The following is a 16052-nucleotide window of genomic DNA, read 5'->3' as shown; positions in this document are numbered from 1 at the left end:
ATATATTTTCAACTTAGATAGTTTCCTTTTTTGCGGTTGCAAAGATAGAGTGTTTTATTGAAGAAACCAAACAAAATTAGCAAAAACATAACACCAAACATACATTTAATATAAAAAAACATCCCAAAAACCTAAATTACAATCAGTTTTACCAATATAAATAATGACTTTGACAGTTTTTACTTATCAAACATTACCTCGTGCAGGTGTTTTCATTGCGAGTTAAGACTATCATTGACTACCAAACACCATGCTTCCCCCTGGAATTCCGCTTGATAGTTGACATTCACAGGAGCATACTTTGCTATGTCATTTCTAGCAAGCGTGATTTAACCCCTTCCAGCTTTTCACTTAAATTCCCGGTTACTACAAATTCTTTGTCAAACGCCAACCAAGTGGTATTAATTTTAATTCAAGCCGCTGAAATGTCATTTTAATTTCCTAATTCCATTTAAATGCAGAACATAGGGGTAGGGACAAATATGCCTGAGGGGTATTTCTATCTCGTTTCTTGAACGTATCTTTGCGACATGCGAAAAAACAGAACGGAATATTTAAAAAAGCTAGGTATTACATCCCTCAACCCGATGCAAGTGAAGTCTATTGAACTGATCGACAACAATACCGATCTGGTACTGCTGTCCCCTACAGGCTCGGGGAAGACACTGGCATTTTTACTTCCATTAATTGACAAAATACAGCACAACACCGAAAGAACCCAATTGCTCATCCTGGCACCCGCCCGCGAATTGGCGCTTCAGATTGAGCAAGTTGTAAAAAGCTTGGGTGCCGGGTGTAAGGTTTTATGCTGCTATGGTGGGCATATGATTCAAACCGAAAGAAACAGTTTAAAGCATCCGCCAGAAATTATCGTTGGAACGCCCGGTAGAATTGCAGACCACGTAAGACGTGGCCATATTTCAACGCAACACATCAAACATTTGGTTTTAGACGAGTTCGACAAAGCACTGGAACTTGGTTTTCAGAGCGAGATGCAAGAAATAATTGGAGAACTTAAAGCTGTTAGGCAACGAATACTAACCTCGGCAACCAACATGAAAGAGATCCCATGGTTTGTGCGATTAAAAAAACATGACACACTGGACTTCCTTCCTAAAGAACAAATTCAGGAAAACCTGACCTTAAAAGCAATACGTTCCGATGGCAAAGACAAACTGGAAGCTTTTTACAAGTTGGCCTGTATGTTAGGCAACGAACCGATGGTTGCATTTGTAAACCACCGGGATGCCGCTGACCGAATTAGCGATCATTTAACTGACATGGGACTGGCGCATGACGTCTTTCATGGCGGACTAAAACAAGAAGATCGGGAGCGCGCCCTTATCAAATTCAGAAATGGGAGTCATCACTTGCTACTTACTACAGATCTAGCTTCCCGCGGCCTGGACATTCCAGATATTAAATTTGTGATTCACTATCACCTGCCAAAGGAAAAAGAAGCTTTTATACACCGTAACGGACGCACTGCACGAATGAAAGCTTCCGGAATAGCCTACCTAATTCTGGCAGAACAAGAGCAGATTCCTGAATTTATTGAAGGAGAATTGCAGTTTGACGCACTCAGTTCAAATGCCACTCTCCCTTCACCTCCCGATTGGCAAACCATTTACTTGGATCATGGGAAGAAAGACAAAATCAACAAAATTGATATCGTTGGTTTATTCTTAAAAAAAGGAAAACTGAAAAAAGACGAACTGGGGTTAATTGACGTTTTGGATCACTCTGCCTTTGTAGCTGTGCAAAGGAATAAAGTAAAACAGCTCATGGATTTACTGAGAAACGAAAAAATAAAAGGAAAAAAATTGAGCGTAAGGGTTTCGAGATAGAAACCGGAGACAGGAAAAGGGAGATGGATGTTTAATGTCTCGAAGCCTTTTTCTCATCTTCCGGAAAGGAATTTGCTTCGCCAATCTTCTCTTTCTCAATCCGCGAATTTTGATGTTCTTGGTTTTCCGCAGAAAAACAAACGACCGTTAAATGGGAGAACATAAAAAAGTGCATCATAACGATGCACATTCTCTTCTCATTTTCTGGCAGGTTGTTCCTAATGCGTTTGTACTACATTTTTGAACCATCTTCCTGATAGAAGAAATCTTGTACGGCACCTTCCGCATCTTTTACACTGATTTTATAAACAACAGTGCCATCCTCCTTTTCAGCTAAATAAGCCTTGTAAATAGCTGCACCTTCGTTTTCTTTTGCAAATGCGTCAGAAACCTCCTGAGGGATCTTATCTAGTGTTATCTCAGTAAATGTTAATTCATCAACAGTAACACTAGATTGAGCTTGCTCTAACTGAGGGTTAGGAGTGGCCCATAAAGCCGTTACACCAATGCATGCCACAAAGGCCATCATTACAATACTTTTCATTTTCTTTTTTTTAAATGGTTAATAAAAATTTGGATACTCGTAACTACCGTATTGCCTAATTATATATAAAAGCAGTGCCAACCTTAAAGCCGCAACCGCAATCACCCACCCAACCAGCTAATACTGTGCATATTGAGCTATACTTAGCAACTTGCCAAATTTTAATTCGCCAACAATAAATGTAGACCTGCCACCCCACCGTGTTGAAATTATTGGGGTTTACATTCAACACTTCAGACATGATGAACCTTTACCAATCTGCCCCGAATATATCCCATTGAATATCGAACCGGTTAGGGAATGTTTTTCCATCGTGTCCGAATCGACATTTCAAATCGATTGGATTGATTGCTTCAAAAGTCAAATCAATGAAGCAGTATTGGAAATATTAGTTAAGTTTAAGCACCAATTAGCGTAAGATTATGATTCAAATTATTTATTTCATTTTAGCCGCTTTAAACTCCAGCTTCTTTATTTGGTACGCAATGGTTAGCTATAGCGAGAAGGAACCCCTGGCCACCATGCGAAGTTTGTTATTGGCCATCACTTCTATTCCCTTTATAGCTGCCGGCTATTTGCCCCAAGAAACTGGATTAACTATTTTGATAATCCTCCTTACCCTGACCATTGTGGCCGCTGTACTTTTTTATATTCCTTTCAAAAGACTTGCGGTCGAAAATGAATCATCGGGAAATAGAATTGATGAGCGAAACACCATGTTCTCGCGGCTGGAAATAACCCAATCGCCAGAAAAAACAAAGACATATTATGCCGAAAATCCTGAACACCTGGCATTAGACAAAAAATGGCAAATTAAGCATGGACTTATGAGCTCCTCCTCATCCATGTATGAGGTCAAGGCTTTTGCTGCGGCCGAGGCCAGTTTTAATGTGATTGCGTCATTGCGAAACTCTGTGTCCCCTGCCCCATTAGCCATAAAAAAGATCCTGAATACAAAAGATGCCACTGTTTTTATAAAAAACTGGGCTAAAAAACTGGGCGCTATCGATGCAGGCGTCTGCGAATTAAAACCCTATCATTTCTATTCTCATCGAGGACGCGGAAAGGTTTACGGAGATAAAGTCGAAATCCATCATCAATATGGAATTGCCATAACCGTTGAAATGGACAAAGACTATCTTGCAGCCGGACCGGCAGCACCAACTTTAATGGAATCGGCACAGCAATACCTAAACTCCGGAAGCATCGCCCTGCAACTGGCTCACTTTTGTGCCAATATGGGATATTCGGCCCGTGCACATATCGATGGCAATTACGAGGTGGTCTGTCCGCTAGTCGCCCGCGATGCCGGACTGGGCGAAATTGGGCGCATGGGATTGTTGATGACCCGCTCCTTAGGCCCAAGGGTAAGGATTGCCGTAATAACAACCGACATGCCTTTACTGGCGGATGACAGAAAGCATGACGCCACAGTCCTCGATTTTTGCGACATATGTAAAAAATGCGCCGAGGTATGCCCGGGGCAAGCCATTCCAACCGATGACAAAAAGGAAATCCATGGCATCAGACGATGGCAAATCAATCAGGAAGAATGTTTTAGTTATTGGTGCACCACAGGAACGGACTGCGGCAGATGCATGAGCGTATGCCCATATTCCCATCCTAACAACAGGTTACACAACCTGGTCAGATGGGGCATTAAAAAATCATGGCTATTCCGAAGGATGGCGCTATGGATGGATGACTTTTTTTATGGGAGAAAACCGAAACCTATTAAACTCAAGTTTTAAAACACTCTTTGCGAAGCAAACACATTCCATCACCTACCGACAAGGACTACAAAATCTAATCCTTAAGTTTTTCAGGTTCTTTCATAGAACAACCAGCCCCTATCTATCCAAGTCAATTTTATGGGTAAAGAACCGGATTATTCGAAATTTAACGATGCAGATTACGCTATACATTTGGCTTTTTTGCATAAGTCAGGGCATGCTCCAGATACGTTTACCATTCCGATTCTTCCCGCATGCATCTCATGGTTTATCGTTATATCATCGACAACCTTGTTCAAAAACACCTTTATTAATTCTTTGTGCTAAATTACTAAGGTTTGTATTTTTCTTTTTTTTTGCGGGCATGCAAACCGGCTCTTTGTACGCATTAAAAGAAACGCAATTTCCTATTCTTTACACTAATAACATCATTGCATCCTGAGAAAACGGCGCCGCAGGAATGCCGATGGCCCTGCACTTTAATCTCTAATGCGAATCAGAGTTGAACCCTTTCAGGGTACCCGGACTACATGATTATGTATCCACGGGTTTCACCCGCGGTTATTCATATTAAACCCCATTCGGGGTTTTTTATGAGGCTTGATTATATCTTTGTTGATATAAGAATTCATATAAATCAACCACGGAGTGGTTAAACTTTGAATAACCCTGGGTGAAACCCAGGGAAAAAAGGCAATGGAATCACAACCCTGAATGGGTTGAACTTTTATTCTAACACTTGATTCGAATGACTAATGATTACCCGGATATGAGAGCATCATGACGGCCACACTCCTACTTATTTAGTAGGTATAATCGTCGAAGCAACCAACAACATAAGATACCGCACGTAACCCACTGAATACATACACGTTCGAATACATCCTCATATTTTCTTGTTCTTTTTGCCTACTTTTTTAATATGCTTTAAGCAGCTAAATCACTTTTTTTTAAAATAATCATCTCCTATTTTTGCACCTGACAATAAACAAATACTAGAATTATAAACAAAAACAACAATTATGAGTGGGATTGCAAATAGTACTACTGATTTAATAGGAAATACTCCTTTGGTACACATAAACAAACTAAATGAAGGTAAAGCCGAGGTAGTGGCCAAATTGGAATTTTTTAATCCGGCCAGCTCTGTCAAGGACAGAATTGCACTTGCCATGATCGAAGACGCCGAAAAAAGCGGCCAACTCAACAAAGACACAGTCATTATTGAACCAACCAGCGGAAACACAGGCGTTGGTCTTGCTTTGGTTTCTGCGGTAAAAGGTTACAAGCTGATTTTAACCATGCCCGAAAGCATGAGTATTGAGCGTAGAAAGTTACTTAAGAAATTTGGTGCCGAGTTGGTATTAACGCCTGCTGCAAAAGGCATGAAAGGGGCCATTGAAAAAGCAGAGGAATTGGCTAACGAGCATAAAAAATCCTTTATCCCACAGCAATTTAACAACCCTGCGAATCCTTCAATCCACAGAAATACCACTGCTGAAGAAATATGGAAAGATACGGATGGAAACATTGATGTATTTGTTTCTGGCGTTGGTACCGGAGGAACCATTACGGGCGTTGGTGAAGTGCTTAAAGAGAAAAACCCGGAGCTGAAAGTAATTGCAGTTGAACCGGTAGATTCTCCGGTTATCTCCGGGGGACAACCAGGGCCGCATAAAATACAAGGAATTGGGGCCGGTTTTATACCTACCAACTTAAATACAGATGTGATTGACGAAGTGGTAAAGGTTAGCAACGAAGACGCCATTCAAACAAGCCATCATGCCGCTATTAACGAAGGACTGTTATGCGGCTACTCTTCGGGAGCAGCATTATGGGCAGCGCTTAGTGTAGCAGAAAGGGAAGAATTTAAAGGAAAGAGAATTGTAGTATTATTGCCCGATACCGGCGAAAGGTACTTAAGCAATTTCGAGATTTAAACGAGACCAGTCATTAGAAACTGGAAAGATTCCTTAATGTCAGCAGGCATCATCGGTCCCGATTGCTATTGGGACCGAGAATCTTACATTGCTGTTAAAGTAATATTTAGATTTTGTTAATCGAACTGGCATTTAGATGAAGCGTAATGACAATTTTGGGTTGAATCTTATCATTACTTTTTTTCCGCACACCCTAACCTATGAAGATAATTTAAAATTGTTTTCACTCTTCCGACCACTCCTTTATAATAGAATTTTTAACCTTGCACTGTTCAGAACAAATTGAACAGCCATTGGTTTGTCATTTATTTAGACAAGATTATGATTGACGCTATAAGTAAAATATTTTCGCAAGAGCAAATAACTCAAGCAAAACAACTTTATGAGGGCTTGACGGACGAGCAACGGTTTTGGTTATCGGGTTATCTGGCCGGACTTAACCAGACCGGAGGCTTTTTAAACGGGGCATTGCAAAAGAACGGTTCCGCGGCCCATGGCACCAACGGAACTCCAAATGTTGCCGTGGCCAACAAACTAAGTATAATTTACGGCACCCATACCGGAAACTCCAAATTGATAGCCGAAAAATTCTCTGCTTTGGCAGAGGCAAAAGGGATTGAGGTTTCGTTGTGCAGTATGCCCGAATACAAGAACCGCAAACTTAAAGAGGAAAAAAACCTGCTCGTCATCGTCTCAACACATGGCGAAGGTGACCCTCCAGCTTCGGCGGAAGATTTTTATAGTTATATTTTTGGCAAAAAAGCACCCAAAGTAAACGATCTAAATTTTGCCGTCATCGCCTTGGGAGATAGTAGTTATATCAACTACTGCCAGACCGGACGTGATATTTTCAATCAACTGAAAACCCTAGGGTCGACCGATGTACACGAATTAATTGAGCTGGACATAGATTTTAAGGAGCAGCTTGGTCAGATCTTGCCAAACTTAGCCAATAAGTTTGCCTCCATAAACGGTTCAGCCGTAAACATAGCTACAACGGCTGCAAATCTTGATTTTGATAGCGACAAATGGGTTGAAGTAGAAGTTCTTGACAAAACACTTTTAAACGGCAAGGGATCTAACAAAAAAACCTACCATATAGAATTGGATATTGAAGATACCGGCATCAGCTACTTACCTGGAGACGCCTTGGAAATTCAAGCCGACAATGATGACAAACTGGTTTTGGCCATATTGTTAAAGTTGAACATTAAGGAAAGCGAGGTGATTAATATCGATGGCAATCAGATTAATGTGAAGGAGGCCTTAAAAACCAAGTATGAAATCACAACAATAACAGCCCCGGTTCTTAAAAAATATGCCGAATTCGCCAAAAACGACAAACTTTCGGCCATTCTCGAGGATACAAGCAAGCTTGCTGATTTTCTTTATGGACTGGATTTCTTAGACCTATTGACAGATTTCCCTGCGCCATTAAAAGCTACCGATCTGCCAACCCTATTGCGAAAATTACCGGCACGAGTATACTCTATATCTTCCAGTTACGATTATAACCCCGACGAGGTTCACGTTACTGTTAGTGCAGTTAAGTACCATTTAAACAATAGGGAACACCTTGGCGTATGTTCCAGCTTTTTAGCGGACAGAATTAACATTGGTGATCACGTTTCGGTGCGGGTAAAGAAAAATGAGGGTTTCCGGTTACCGGCTAATGATGCCAAATTAATAATGGTAGGCCCCGGTACCGGGATAGCGCCTTTCAGGTCATTCCTGCAACAGCGCGAAAATGACGAAGCTAGCGGCGACAACTGGCTTTTCTTTGGCGACCAGCATTTCGAGACAGACTTCTTGTATCAGACCGAAATGCTTCATCTCAGAAAGAAAGGATTGCTGTCGGATATTGATGTCGCTTTCTCAAGGGACCAGGAAGATAAAATATATGTGCAGCACCGCCTACAAGAAAAAGGGGAGAAGGTGTACAAATGGCTGGAGGAAGGCGCCTATTTTTATTTATGCGGCGACATGAGGAACATGGCCAAAGATGTAAAAGCCGAACTACTCAACATCATTGAACAACACGGAAGCAAAACGAAGGAAGAAGCAAATGCTTACTTGAAAAACTTGACCGCTGAAAAACGATTTCAGGAAGACGTTTATTAGTGATATGACTAAAAATTAAAAAAAAGACTCATGGCCGAAATTATAGAAAACGAAATACTACCGTCCTGGAATCCCTCTGACGTAGAAAGGATTAAAACCCAAAGTAACTTTTTAAGAGGAACCCTTGAAAAGAGTTTAAACGACATAGTCACCGGAGCTATTGCCGAGGATGACACGCAACTTATCAAGTTTCATGGCAGTTATCAGCAAACCGACAGGGACCTGGATGTGGAACGTAAAAAACAGAAACTTGAGCCTCTGTACAGTTTTATGATCCGGGTGCGCATACCCGGAGGTTTGGCATCAGCCGAGCAATGGATAGCTTTCGATGAGCTTTCAAAAACGCACGCCAACAACACGCTTAAACTAACCACACGGCAAGCCTTTCAATTTCATGGGGTAATAAAACGGAAGCTGAAAGAAACCATGCAGCATATTAACGAATCCTTACTGGATTCTATTGCGGCTTGTGGAGATGTAAACAGAAACGTGATGTGCACCACCAATGAGGCTATGTCGCCATTGGTTCCGGCAGCCTATCAAATGGCCAAGGACATCAGCGCTCATCTGCTGCCCAGAACCACTGCCTACCATGAAATATGGTTAGACAAAAAATTGCTGGTAGACGGAAAACAAGATGAAGAGCCTATTTATGGCAAGACCTATCTTCCCCGCAAATTTAAGATTGCCATTGGTATTCCTCCTTATAACGACACGGATATCTTTTCCAACGATATTGGACTCATTGCCATAGGGAAAGGAGATCGTCTACAGGGATTTAATTTGGCGATTGGCGGAGGATTGGGTATGACTTTTACGGAACAAGGCACCTATCCAAGACTTGGGGATATAGTAGGCTATGTACCTTACGACAAAACCCTTGAAGTAATAGAGGAAATTGTAAAACTGCAACGCGACTATGGTAACCGGGAAAACAGAAGGCAAGCACGCTTAAAATATACAGTTGACCGTATAGGCCCCACCAACTTTAAAGGTTTGTTGGAAAAAAGATTAGGTTACAAACTCGAAAAATCAAAACCATACAACTTCAAAACCAATGGTGATTTATTTGGCTGGAAGAAGGCAAAAAGCGGCAAATGGTTCCTGGGCTTATATGTGGAACATGGAAGAGTAAAGGATTCCGATGGTCAGTTACTAAAAACAGGGCTCAGAAAAATTGCGGAACTAAAGAAATGCGATTTCAGGCTGACCGGTAACCAAGGCCTGGTATTGGGCGCCATAAACGATGAGGACAAGAAGCAAATAGAATTGCTGCTGAAAGAATATAAAATTTGGCCCATCGGCAATTTAAGTGGTGCCCGCAAGCATGCAATAGCCTGTGTTGCATTAAACACATGTACCATGGCCTTTTCCGAAGCTGAACGCTACCTACCCTCACTAATGGATAAAATAGAGGTTATTCTTGCGGATAACGACCTTACCAAAGAGGATATCTTAATACGTATGACCGGATGCCCTAATGGTTGTGGCAGGCCTTTCCTTGGGGAAATTGGTTTTGTAGGCCGATCTTTAGGAAGGTACAACATGTATTTGGGGGCAGGATTTACGGGAGACAGACTAAATACCTTGTATAAAGAAACGCTGTCTGAGGACGAAATACTAGATGAGCTTAAGGTATTACTGGGCCGATATGCCTCAGAAAGGGAAAAAGGCGAGCGTTTTGGCGATTTTGTTGGAAGAGTGGGTATCATTCAACACCAAAGTCAGATTAAAGAGTTAGAATAAATAACCGTTATGCCCGGTTTATCGTATTAGAATTACGTAATGAGCATTTAAAATACCATAAAACAAGGCGTTGCCGAAACGAGGCAAAACAATACTCCGGAGTGTTGAAGCAACGTAGTGAAACGCCTGATTTTGAAGTCGTTTAATTGCGTCATAGGATTTCTAATTCATATGGCGGGGTTTAATAAGTTCAATTCCGATTATTGAAAGCTTACCAGCATATGCTGATAATGAAATGGGTATAATCTTATGAAGGAAAAAAGATATAGAACATTAATTAAAACCATCTCGTGGCGGGTCACGGGCACTATTGACACTTTTTTGGTTGCATACCTGATAACAGGTAAAGTTGGTGTTGCAGCGTCCATAGGAGGGGTGGAGGTTTTTACAAAACTACTCTTGTACTATTGGCACGAAAGAGCCTGGAACAGGATAAACTACGGAAAAACAAAACCGAAAGAACCGGAATATTTTATTTGATAACAAACTAACTTTTTTACCTTTTCCTGTTACCGGCTTTTGGCCTTTTCGTATTGGGCGATAATATCATGGGGCGTTGCCCCATGCATTGTTATTAAAGGCTTGCAACCCGGCTTAAACAACACAAACCTAAACTATTATTTTTTATCACCCTTATTTTAAATCGACCCACCACCAAAACATAAACTCCATTCGTCAGATTAGACAAATCGATTTTGTCTGATTCCAGCTGTCCGTCCATTACCATATTGCCGGTTACACTAAACACTTTGAATTTACTTCCAGATTCAATCCCGGAAATATTGACAAAATCCCTGGTTGGATTTGGCCAAGCAGAAAACTTCGTTTTTTCACCATACCTGATATCGGTGGCTGTTTGCGCCGATGTTGTAAACGACAGCACCTCTCCATATTCATAACCAAGCAAATTATATGCATAAGCCCTGAAATAATAGGTAGTATTGGGCAACAACCCTTCTACCGTTTTGCTAAAATGCGTATCCACTGTCGTGTTCACATCAACTACCACATTTTCTCCCCCAAATTCAGGTCCGGTTTCTGTATTTGAGTATAAAACGCCTCGTGCAGAAATTGCAGAACCTCCATCATCAGTTATTTGACCTCCCAACATTGCTGAGGTAGCCATTACCGAGGAAGCTTCACTAGTTGTTAATACAGGATACGAGATAATAATTTGCGCTCGCAGACTTGTTGCTAAAAAAATAAATGCAGATAAAAAGGCAGCTTTCGTTAGCGCCAAAGAAGTAAAGCGCTTCTTCATATTGTCCCTTTAAAAAAATTGTAATACGTAACCAATGGTATAAAAAAGGCCCCGATAACCTTACACAAAATCAATGCCGAATAAAGGGAAGCTTACCCCTCCCCTTTATCTCTCTGGTCACCCACAACCTATTCTATCTCTTTATTGCCCAGGCGACAAAGTGTTATACTTTACATTGCAACTATAGTTACCTCGCTTCTTCTGTTTGCCTGATGCTCTTCTTCTGAACACTGCACCCCATCGGCACACTTATTTTTTAATTGGTTTTCACCATATCCTTTGGCGACCATACGGTTTCTGGCAATTCCTCTTTCCTCCATAAAGTCTACTGCCGACTGGGCTCTTTTTTGCGACAAAACCTGGTTGCTTATGGCAGAGCCTCTTGCATCGGTATGGGATCCCAATTCAATTTTAATTTCAGGATTATCTTTTAAGAATTGTATCATATCTTCTAATTCAATCGCTGCATCTTCCCTGATGTTCCACTTGCCCAAATCGTAAAGGATTTGTATTTCTATACTCTTACCAACTTCGGCTTTTTCAAGCTCCAGTTCCATAAATTCATTTATATTTACACAACCCGTATCCCTTCCAGCGGTAGAGTATTGGACACGTTTGGTAAAGAATCCTTTTTTGGTAAATACAAAATCGTAATCGGTTTCGGGCTGAAGCCGGGTTTTAAACCTGCCATCCCATCCGCTCACAATACTTGTTTCAGTTCCTGATTTTGGTTGCATTTTTAAGGTTACTTCCGGGATCGGTTTCATATCCGGCAGCAAAAACACATTACCAAAAATCCCCCAATACGGCCGAGGTTTTAAAGCCATTTCAAACTCCGCCGTTTCCTCCAACAAGCTAATGGTTTCGTTATACGGGAAGTAACCTTGAGCGGTCACATCTGCCGTAATACTTGAAATATCATCCACTTCGGTACTTAACATACCATTTTCATCCGTCATCACCTCACCTACCAACTTGCCACTTGAATCAGTTAGCACAACGGGAGTGTTGGCAATTACCTGTCGGGTATTTTTATCTATCAATTTACCCTTCAATGCTTTTTTAAAGGTTATTTCTTTCAACACCTTAAAGCGATATATATCATCATCACCCTTACCCCCTTCACGGTTCGATGAAAAATACCCATTTATTCCATCATCGGCCAAAAACATTCCGAAATCGTCCTTTTTGCTGTTGAGCGGATATCCCATATTTTTAACTTGATAAGCGTCTGCTCTTAATTCGGCAACATAAATGTCAAGTCCCCCCACACCCACTCTTCCATTGGAAGCAAAATATATTTTTCCGCTTTTATGAACAAATGGAAACATCTCATTACCCTCCGTATTTAAATCGCTAAGGTTAACCGGCTCTCCCCAAGAATCACCTTCTCTGGCAACATAATAGATATCGCTACCACCTTTTCCCTTGTGCATATCCGAACTAAAATAAAGTTTAGTTCCGTCGGGTGACAAACAGGCGTGACCGCAAGAATAATCCTTGTTGTTAAACGGAAGCTCCTCCGGTTTCATCCATGTTCCATCGGTAACCTTCGACGATTTTAATATCCGAAGGTTATTGTACCCTCCCTTAGCTCTTCCTTTGGTATTGATGAATGAATGAAATGTATTTCGCGTAATAAAAAGTTCGTTTCCATCCGGGCTGATAAAAACAGGTCCATCGTGATACATACTTCTTAACTCAGATGCGCATAATTTAGGATTGGAAAAACCACCATCCCTGACCTTTGTTTTTAACACATTCAGGTAAGGGGTTTCTTTCCAAGCATATTCGCGCTTAATAATATAATCTAAATCACGGGCAGATGCGAAATACACCTCATCGTCAAATACGAAAGGTGCAAAGTCGGATTGAGGAGAATTAAAGCTTACTTCTTCAATCAGGTATCTCTCTTCTGCTAGTATCTTTTCAATTTTAGGTAAGGCGTTCAACAACTCAACAGCTCTTGAATCCATAGGACTGCGCTCTTTGTATTTAGCCATCATCCTATCTGCTTCGCCATATTTACCATTGTACTTGAGTGCTTGCGCATACAAGAACAAGGCATCATCGCTCAAACTATCTGTTAAGATGGAAGAAAAAGCGGCCTCACTCTTCATGGTTTCGCTTACATTTAAATAAGCTGTAGCCAGCAAACTCTTAACAGAATCGGGCAGCTCGTTGTTAATGCTTATTTTTTCGTATTTAGCAATGGCTTTTGTATAGGCCATATTATCGAATGCCTTGGTTGCTCTTATTGTTCTATAGGTTGTCCACAGACTGTCGAGCTTGTTTTTGTACGTCTGACCATTTACATTTAAAGTAACAATCAATGATAATATAAATAGAAGTTTTGCTTTCATATTTTCTTTTTAATATGCCTGGGTGGATATTCCAAATAACAACTGCCTCTCGCAATAATCAGAATTACCCTAACCATCAATGCAACAAATACACCTTAAAGGAAACTATTAGTTTGCCTTTCGTCTATAAAAAATTAGGTTTGTTAAAAATATCTTGGCGAAATAACTTTTTTCTTTAAGAATCCGTCAAAATCGTAGCTCACAATAATTTCGTGCGAACCATTGTTATAACTGTTCATATTAGAGGTTGTAAAGTCATAGGAATACCCTACCATCAGTTGCTTATTCAATTGAATATTGGCCAAAAATGCCAATGCATCACCAAAACGATAGGTGGCGCCCAACCAATACTTATCGAGATACAAAACCTGGGCAGTAACATCGGTTGATGGAGGTGCGCCTTCTACCACTTTGTTAATAAAGGATGGTTTAAACTTAAAATCGTGATTAATATCGAACACATACCCTGCCATTAAAAAATAATGACGCTTTAAAGACGAAAGGTTGCCGGCCGTTGTCGTGTTTCCGTTTAAATCGGTTTGAATTAGTTTGGGGATCGAAAACCCTGCATACCATCTGTCAGTATACAAATACAAGCCAGCTCCGGCATTGGGCTTCCATCTTTGTTCTATTTTCCCACTAAAGGAGGCATCGTATCCCTCCCCTACGTTTAATTCGTTTAGGCCTACCGTATAATTATAAATACCTCCTTTAATCCCCATTGAGAGAATCATTTTTTCGGTAACATTCACCCGGTATGCATAATTAAAGTTGAAGTAAAAATTATCGACAGGGCCAATTTTATCGGAAACAATTGAAAACCCCAGTCCCATTTTATAATTGTTCAACGGTGTATGCATGGTTACAGTATGGGTTATTGGTGCTCCTTGCAGGCCAGCCCACTGAATACGCGATAAAGCCAGAATGTTCATGGCATTCCTAGTTCCTGCATAGGCCGGGTTAACAGAAACGGTATTGAACATGTATTGTGTGTACTGTGGCTCTTGCTGGGCTTTTGCCTCAAACATGTTCAGGCTTAACAGCACAACCAGCAATGTTGTTACTAGCCTTAATATTGATGTTGATTCTTGCATGCTTTCTACATTGTTTAATTTTGAGATAATAGATAAGAGGTCCTTTTCCGCCTCTTATCTATTTAGAAATACCTATTAACGATTCAAATAAATATATCCGTTCAATTTCTTGTCGATATCGTGAATGTGGATAATATAGAAGTACGTTCCAACGGGAAGGTTCTTACCTATAGTGTAACCTACATTTGATTCCCCGTTCCAATTGTTTTCGTACTTGCTTTGCCTGTATACAACATTGCCCCAACGGTTAAATATTTCAACACTCACTTTTTTATACTGAGTTAACCAAGGAATTTGGTAGGTATCGTTATCTCCATCGTTATTCGGCGAGAATCCTTCGTACAAAGTAAGATCATCCTCGGAATAACACTTATCCGTATCGATATAATCCACTATTCCATCGTTGTCGCAATCACCCTGACTTTCTTTATTATCCAAAATGCCATCGTCATCCGAATCCTCATCCAAATAGTTTGGTATAAGATCTCCATCCGTATCTATATCTCTTTCATCTTCATCTGAGATACCATCATCGTCGGAATCTAAATCACGATAGTTTCCGTCGCCATCGCCATCTATATCATCACCCCCCTCATCCTCATCTTTGATCGTATCGTTATCAGAATCTTCATCTTTATAGTCAGGAGTTCCATCACCATCTGTATCAACATTTCCTTCTTCTTCATCGCTTAATCCATCGTCATCAGAATCTATATCGTCTTTATCAGGAATACCATCGCCATCCGTATCACCATCTCCTTCTTCTTCGTTCGAGATGCCATCATCATCATTATCAGTGTCAATAACGTTGATAAATACAGTGGCTATGGCACACGCCTGTGGCGTACCATTGTCGCACACTTCGTATTCGAAGGAATCTTCACCCGCAAATCCTTCGTCAGGAGTATAAGTATAAGTTCCATCGGAATTAATAATTAATATTCCATCAGTTGGTTCCGACACTGGCGTTGTATTAATGGTCAGATCATCCCCATCCACATCTAAATCATTTGCCAGTAGTGAAGTACCTGCCAACACCTCTCCTTCATCAACCGTAGCCTCATCATCAATGGCAACGGGTGCTGTATTGGTTGGGTTTACCGTGATAGTTACGTTAGCAGAGCTACACTCCTTCGGTGTTCCGTTGTCACAAACCTCATACGTGAAACCGTCCTCGCCTGAGAAGTTTTCATCAGGTGTGTATGTATAGGTCCCGTCCGCATTGATTACCAAGGTCCCGTGTGAAGGATCAGAAACAGGCGTGGTATTAATCGTCAACCCATCCCCTTCCGGATCAATATCGTTCGCCAACAACGACGGACCACTTAATACCCCGTCTTCGTCAACGGAAGCCACATCATCGTTGGCTGCAGGCGCATCGTTTACCGCATTGACATCAATGG

Annotated in this window: 11 protein-coding genes; 6 read left to right on the top strand and 5 right to left on the bottom strand. The window is 41.0% G+C overall.

Annotated features, from left to right (window positions below; translation table 11 throughout):
* Positions 1-530 precede the first annotated feature (530 nt).
* The gene (locus tag ACRD64_RS12665) at positions 531-1847 is read left to right on the top strand and encodes a DEAD/DEAH box helicase (protein WP_430933745.1); all 1317 of its coding nucleotides are present in this window, start codon (positions 531-533) and stop codon (positions 1845-1847) included.
* Between the two features lie 232 nt (positions 1848-2079).
* Here the strand turns inward: ACRD64_RS12665 and ACRD64_RS12660 are convergent, their stop codons facing one another.
* A complete protein-coding gene (locus tag ACRD64_RS12660; RefSeq protein ID WP_430933744.1) occupies positions 2080-2391 on the bottom strand; it encodes a hypothetical protein in 312 nt (103 codons plus the stop codon).
* A 422-nt stretch (positions 2392-2813) separates the two neighbouring features.
* Between ACRD64_RS12660 and ACRD64_RS12655 the strand changes: the two genes are divergently transcribed.
* The 5 genes from ACRD64_RS12655 (at position 2814) to ACRD64_RS12635 (ending at position 10411) form a co-directional block, all read left to right on the top strand.
* Positions 2814-4142 carry a 4Fe-4S dicluster domain-containing protein gene (locus tag ACRD64_RS12655; protein ID WP_430933743.1) on the top strand — a complete coding sequence of 443 codons (1329 nt, stop codon included), beginning with the start codon at positions 2814-2816 and terminating at the stop codon, positions 4140-4142.
* A gap of 1004 nt (positions 4143-5146) precedes the next feature.
* Positions 5147-6064 carry a cysteine synthase A gene (cysK, locus tag ACRD64_RS12650; protein WP_430933742.1) on the top strand — a complete coding sequence of 306 codons (918 nt, stop codon included), beginning with the start codon at positions 5147-5149 and terminating at the stop codon, positions 6062-6064.
* A gap of 321 nt (positions 6065-6385) precedes the next feature.
* Positions 6386-8185 (top strand): assimilatory sulfite reductase (NADPH) flavoprotein subunit, encoded by a 1800-nt coding sequence (locus ACRD64_RS12645; protein WP_430933741.1) that lies wholly within the window; start codon positions 6386-6388, stop codon positions 8183-8185.
* A 30-nt stretch (positions 8186-8215) separates the two neighbouring features.
* Positions 8216-9931: an NADPH-dependent assimilatory sulfite reductase hemoprotein subunit gene (locus ACRD64_RS12640; RefSeq protein ID WP_430933740.1), complete on the top strand. Its 1716-nt coding sequence runs from the start codon at positions 8216-8218 to the stop codon at positions 9929-9931.
* Between the two features lie 249 nt (positions 9932-10180).
* Entirely contained in the window at positions 10181-10411 is a 231-nt protein-coding gene (locus tag ACRD64_RS12635) for a DUF2061 domain-containing protein (protein ID WP_430933739.1), read from the top strand.
* A gap of 94 nt (positions 10412-10505) precedes the next feature.
* Here ACRD64_RS12635 and ACRD64_RS12630 read toward each other — a convergent pair whose 3' ends face one another.
* From ACRD64_RS12630 to ACRD64_RS12615, 4 genes are all read right to left on the bottom strand, one after another.
* Positions 10506-11192 (bottom strand): T9SS type A sorting domain-containing protein, encoded by a 687-nt coding sequence (locus ACRD64_RS12630; RefSeq protein ID WP_430933738.1) that lies wholly within the window; start codon positions 11190-11192, stop codon positions 10506-10508.
* A gap of 170 nt (positions 11193-11362) precedes the next feature.
* Entirely contained in the window at positions 11363-13555 is a 2193-nt protein-coding gene (locus ACRD64_RS12625) for an OmpA family protein (protein WP_430933737.1), read from the bottom strand.
* Between the two features lie 143 nt (positions 13556-13698).
* Positions 13699-14649: a PorP/SprF family type IX secretion system membrane protein gene (locus ACRD64_RS12620; protein ID WP_430933736.1), complete on the bottom strand. Its 951-nt coding sequence runs from the start codon at positions 14647-14649 to the stop codon at positions 13699-13701.
* Between the two features lie 75 nt (positions 14650-14724).
* On the bottom strand, positions 14725-16052 hold a 1328-nt coding region (locus ACRD64_RS12615), incomplete at its 5' end, for an Ig-like domain-containing protein (RefSeq protein ID WP_430933735.1).

Origin of the sequence: Saccharicrinis sp. 156, assembly GCF_050589685.1 — a bacterium.
Taxonomy (GTDB): Bacteria; Bacteroidota; Bacteroidia; order Bacteroidales; family Marinilabiliaceae; genus Saccharicrinis.
Note: the sequence above shows the minus strand (reverse complement) of the source record. Positions and strands in the feature narration are given on the sequence as shown.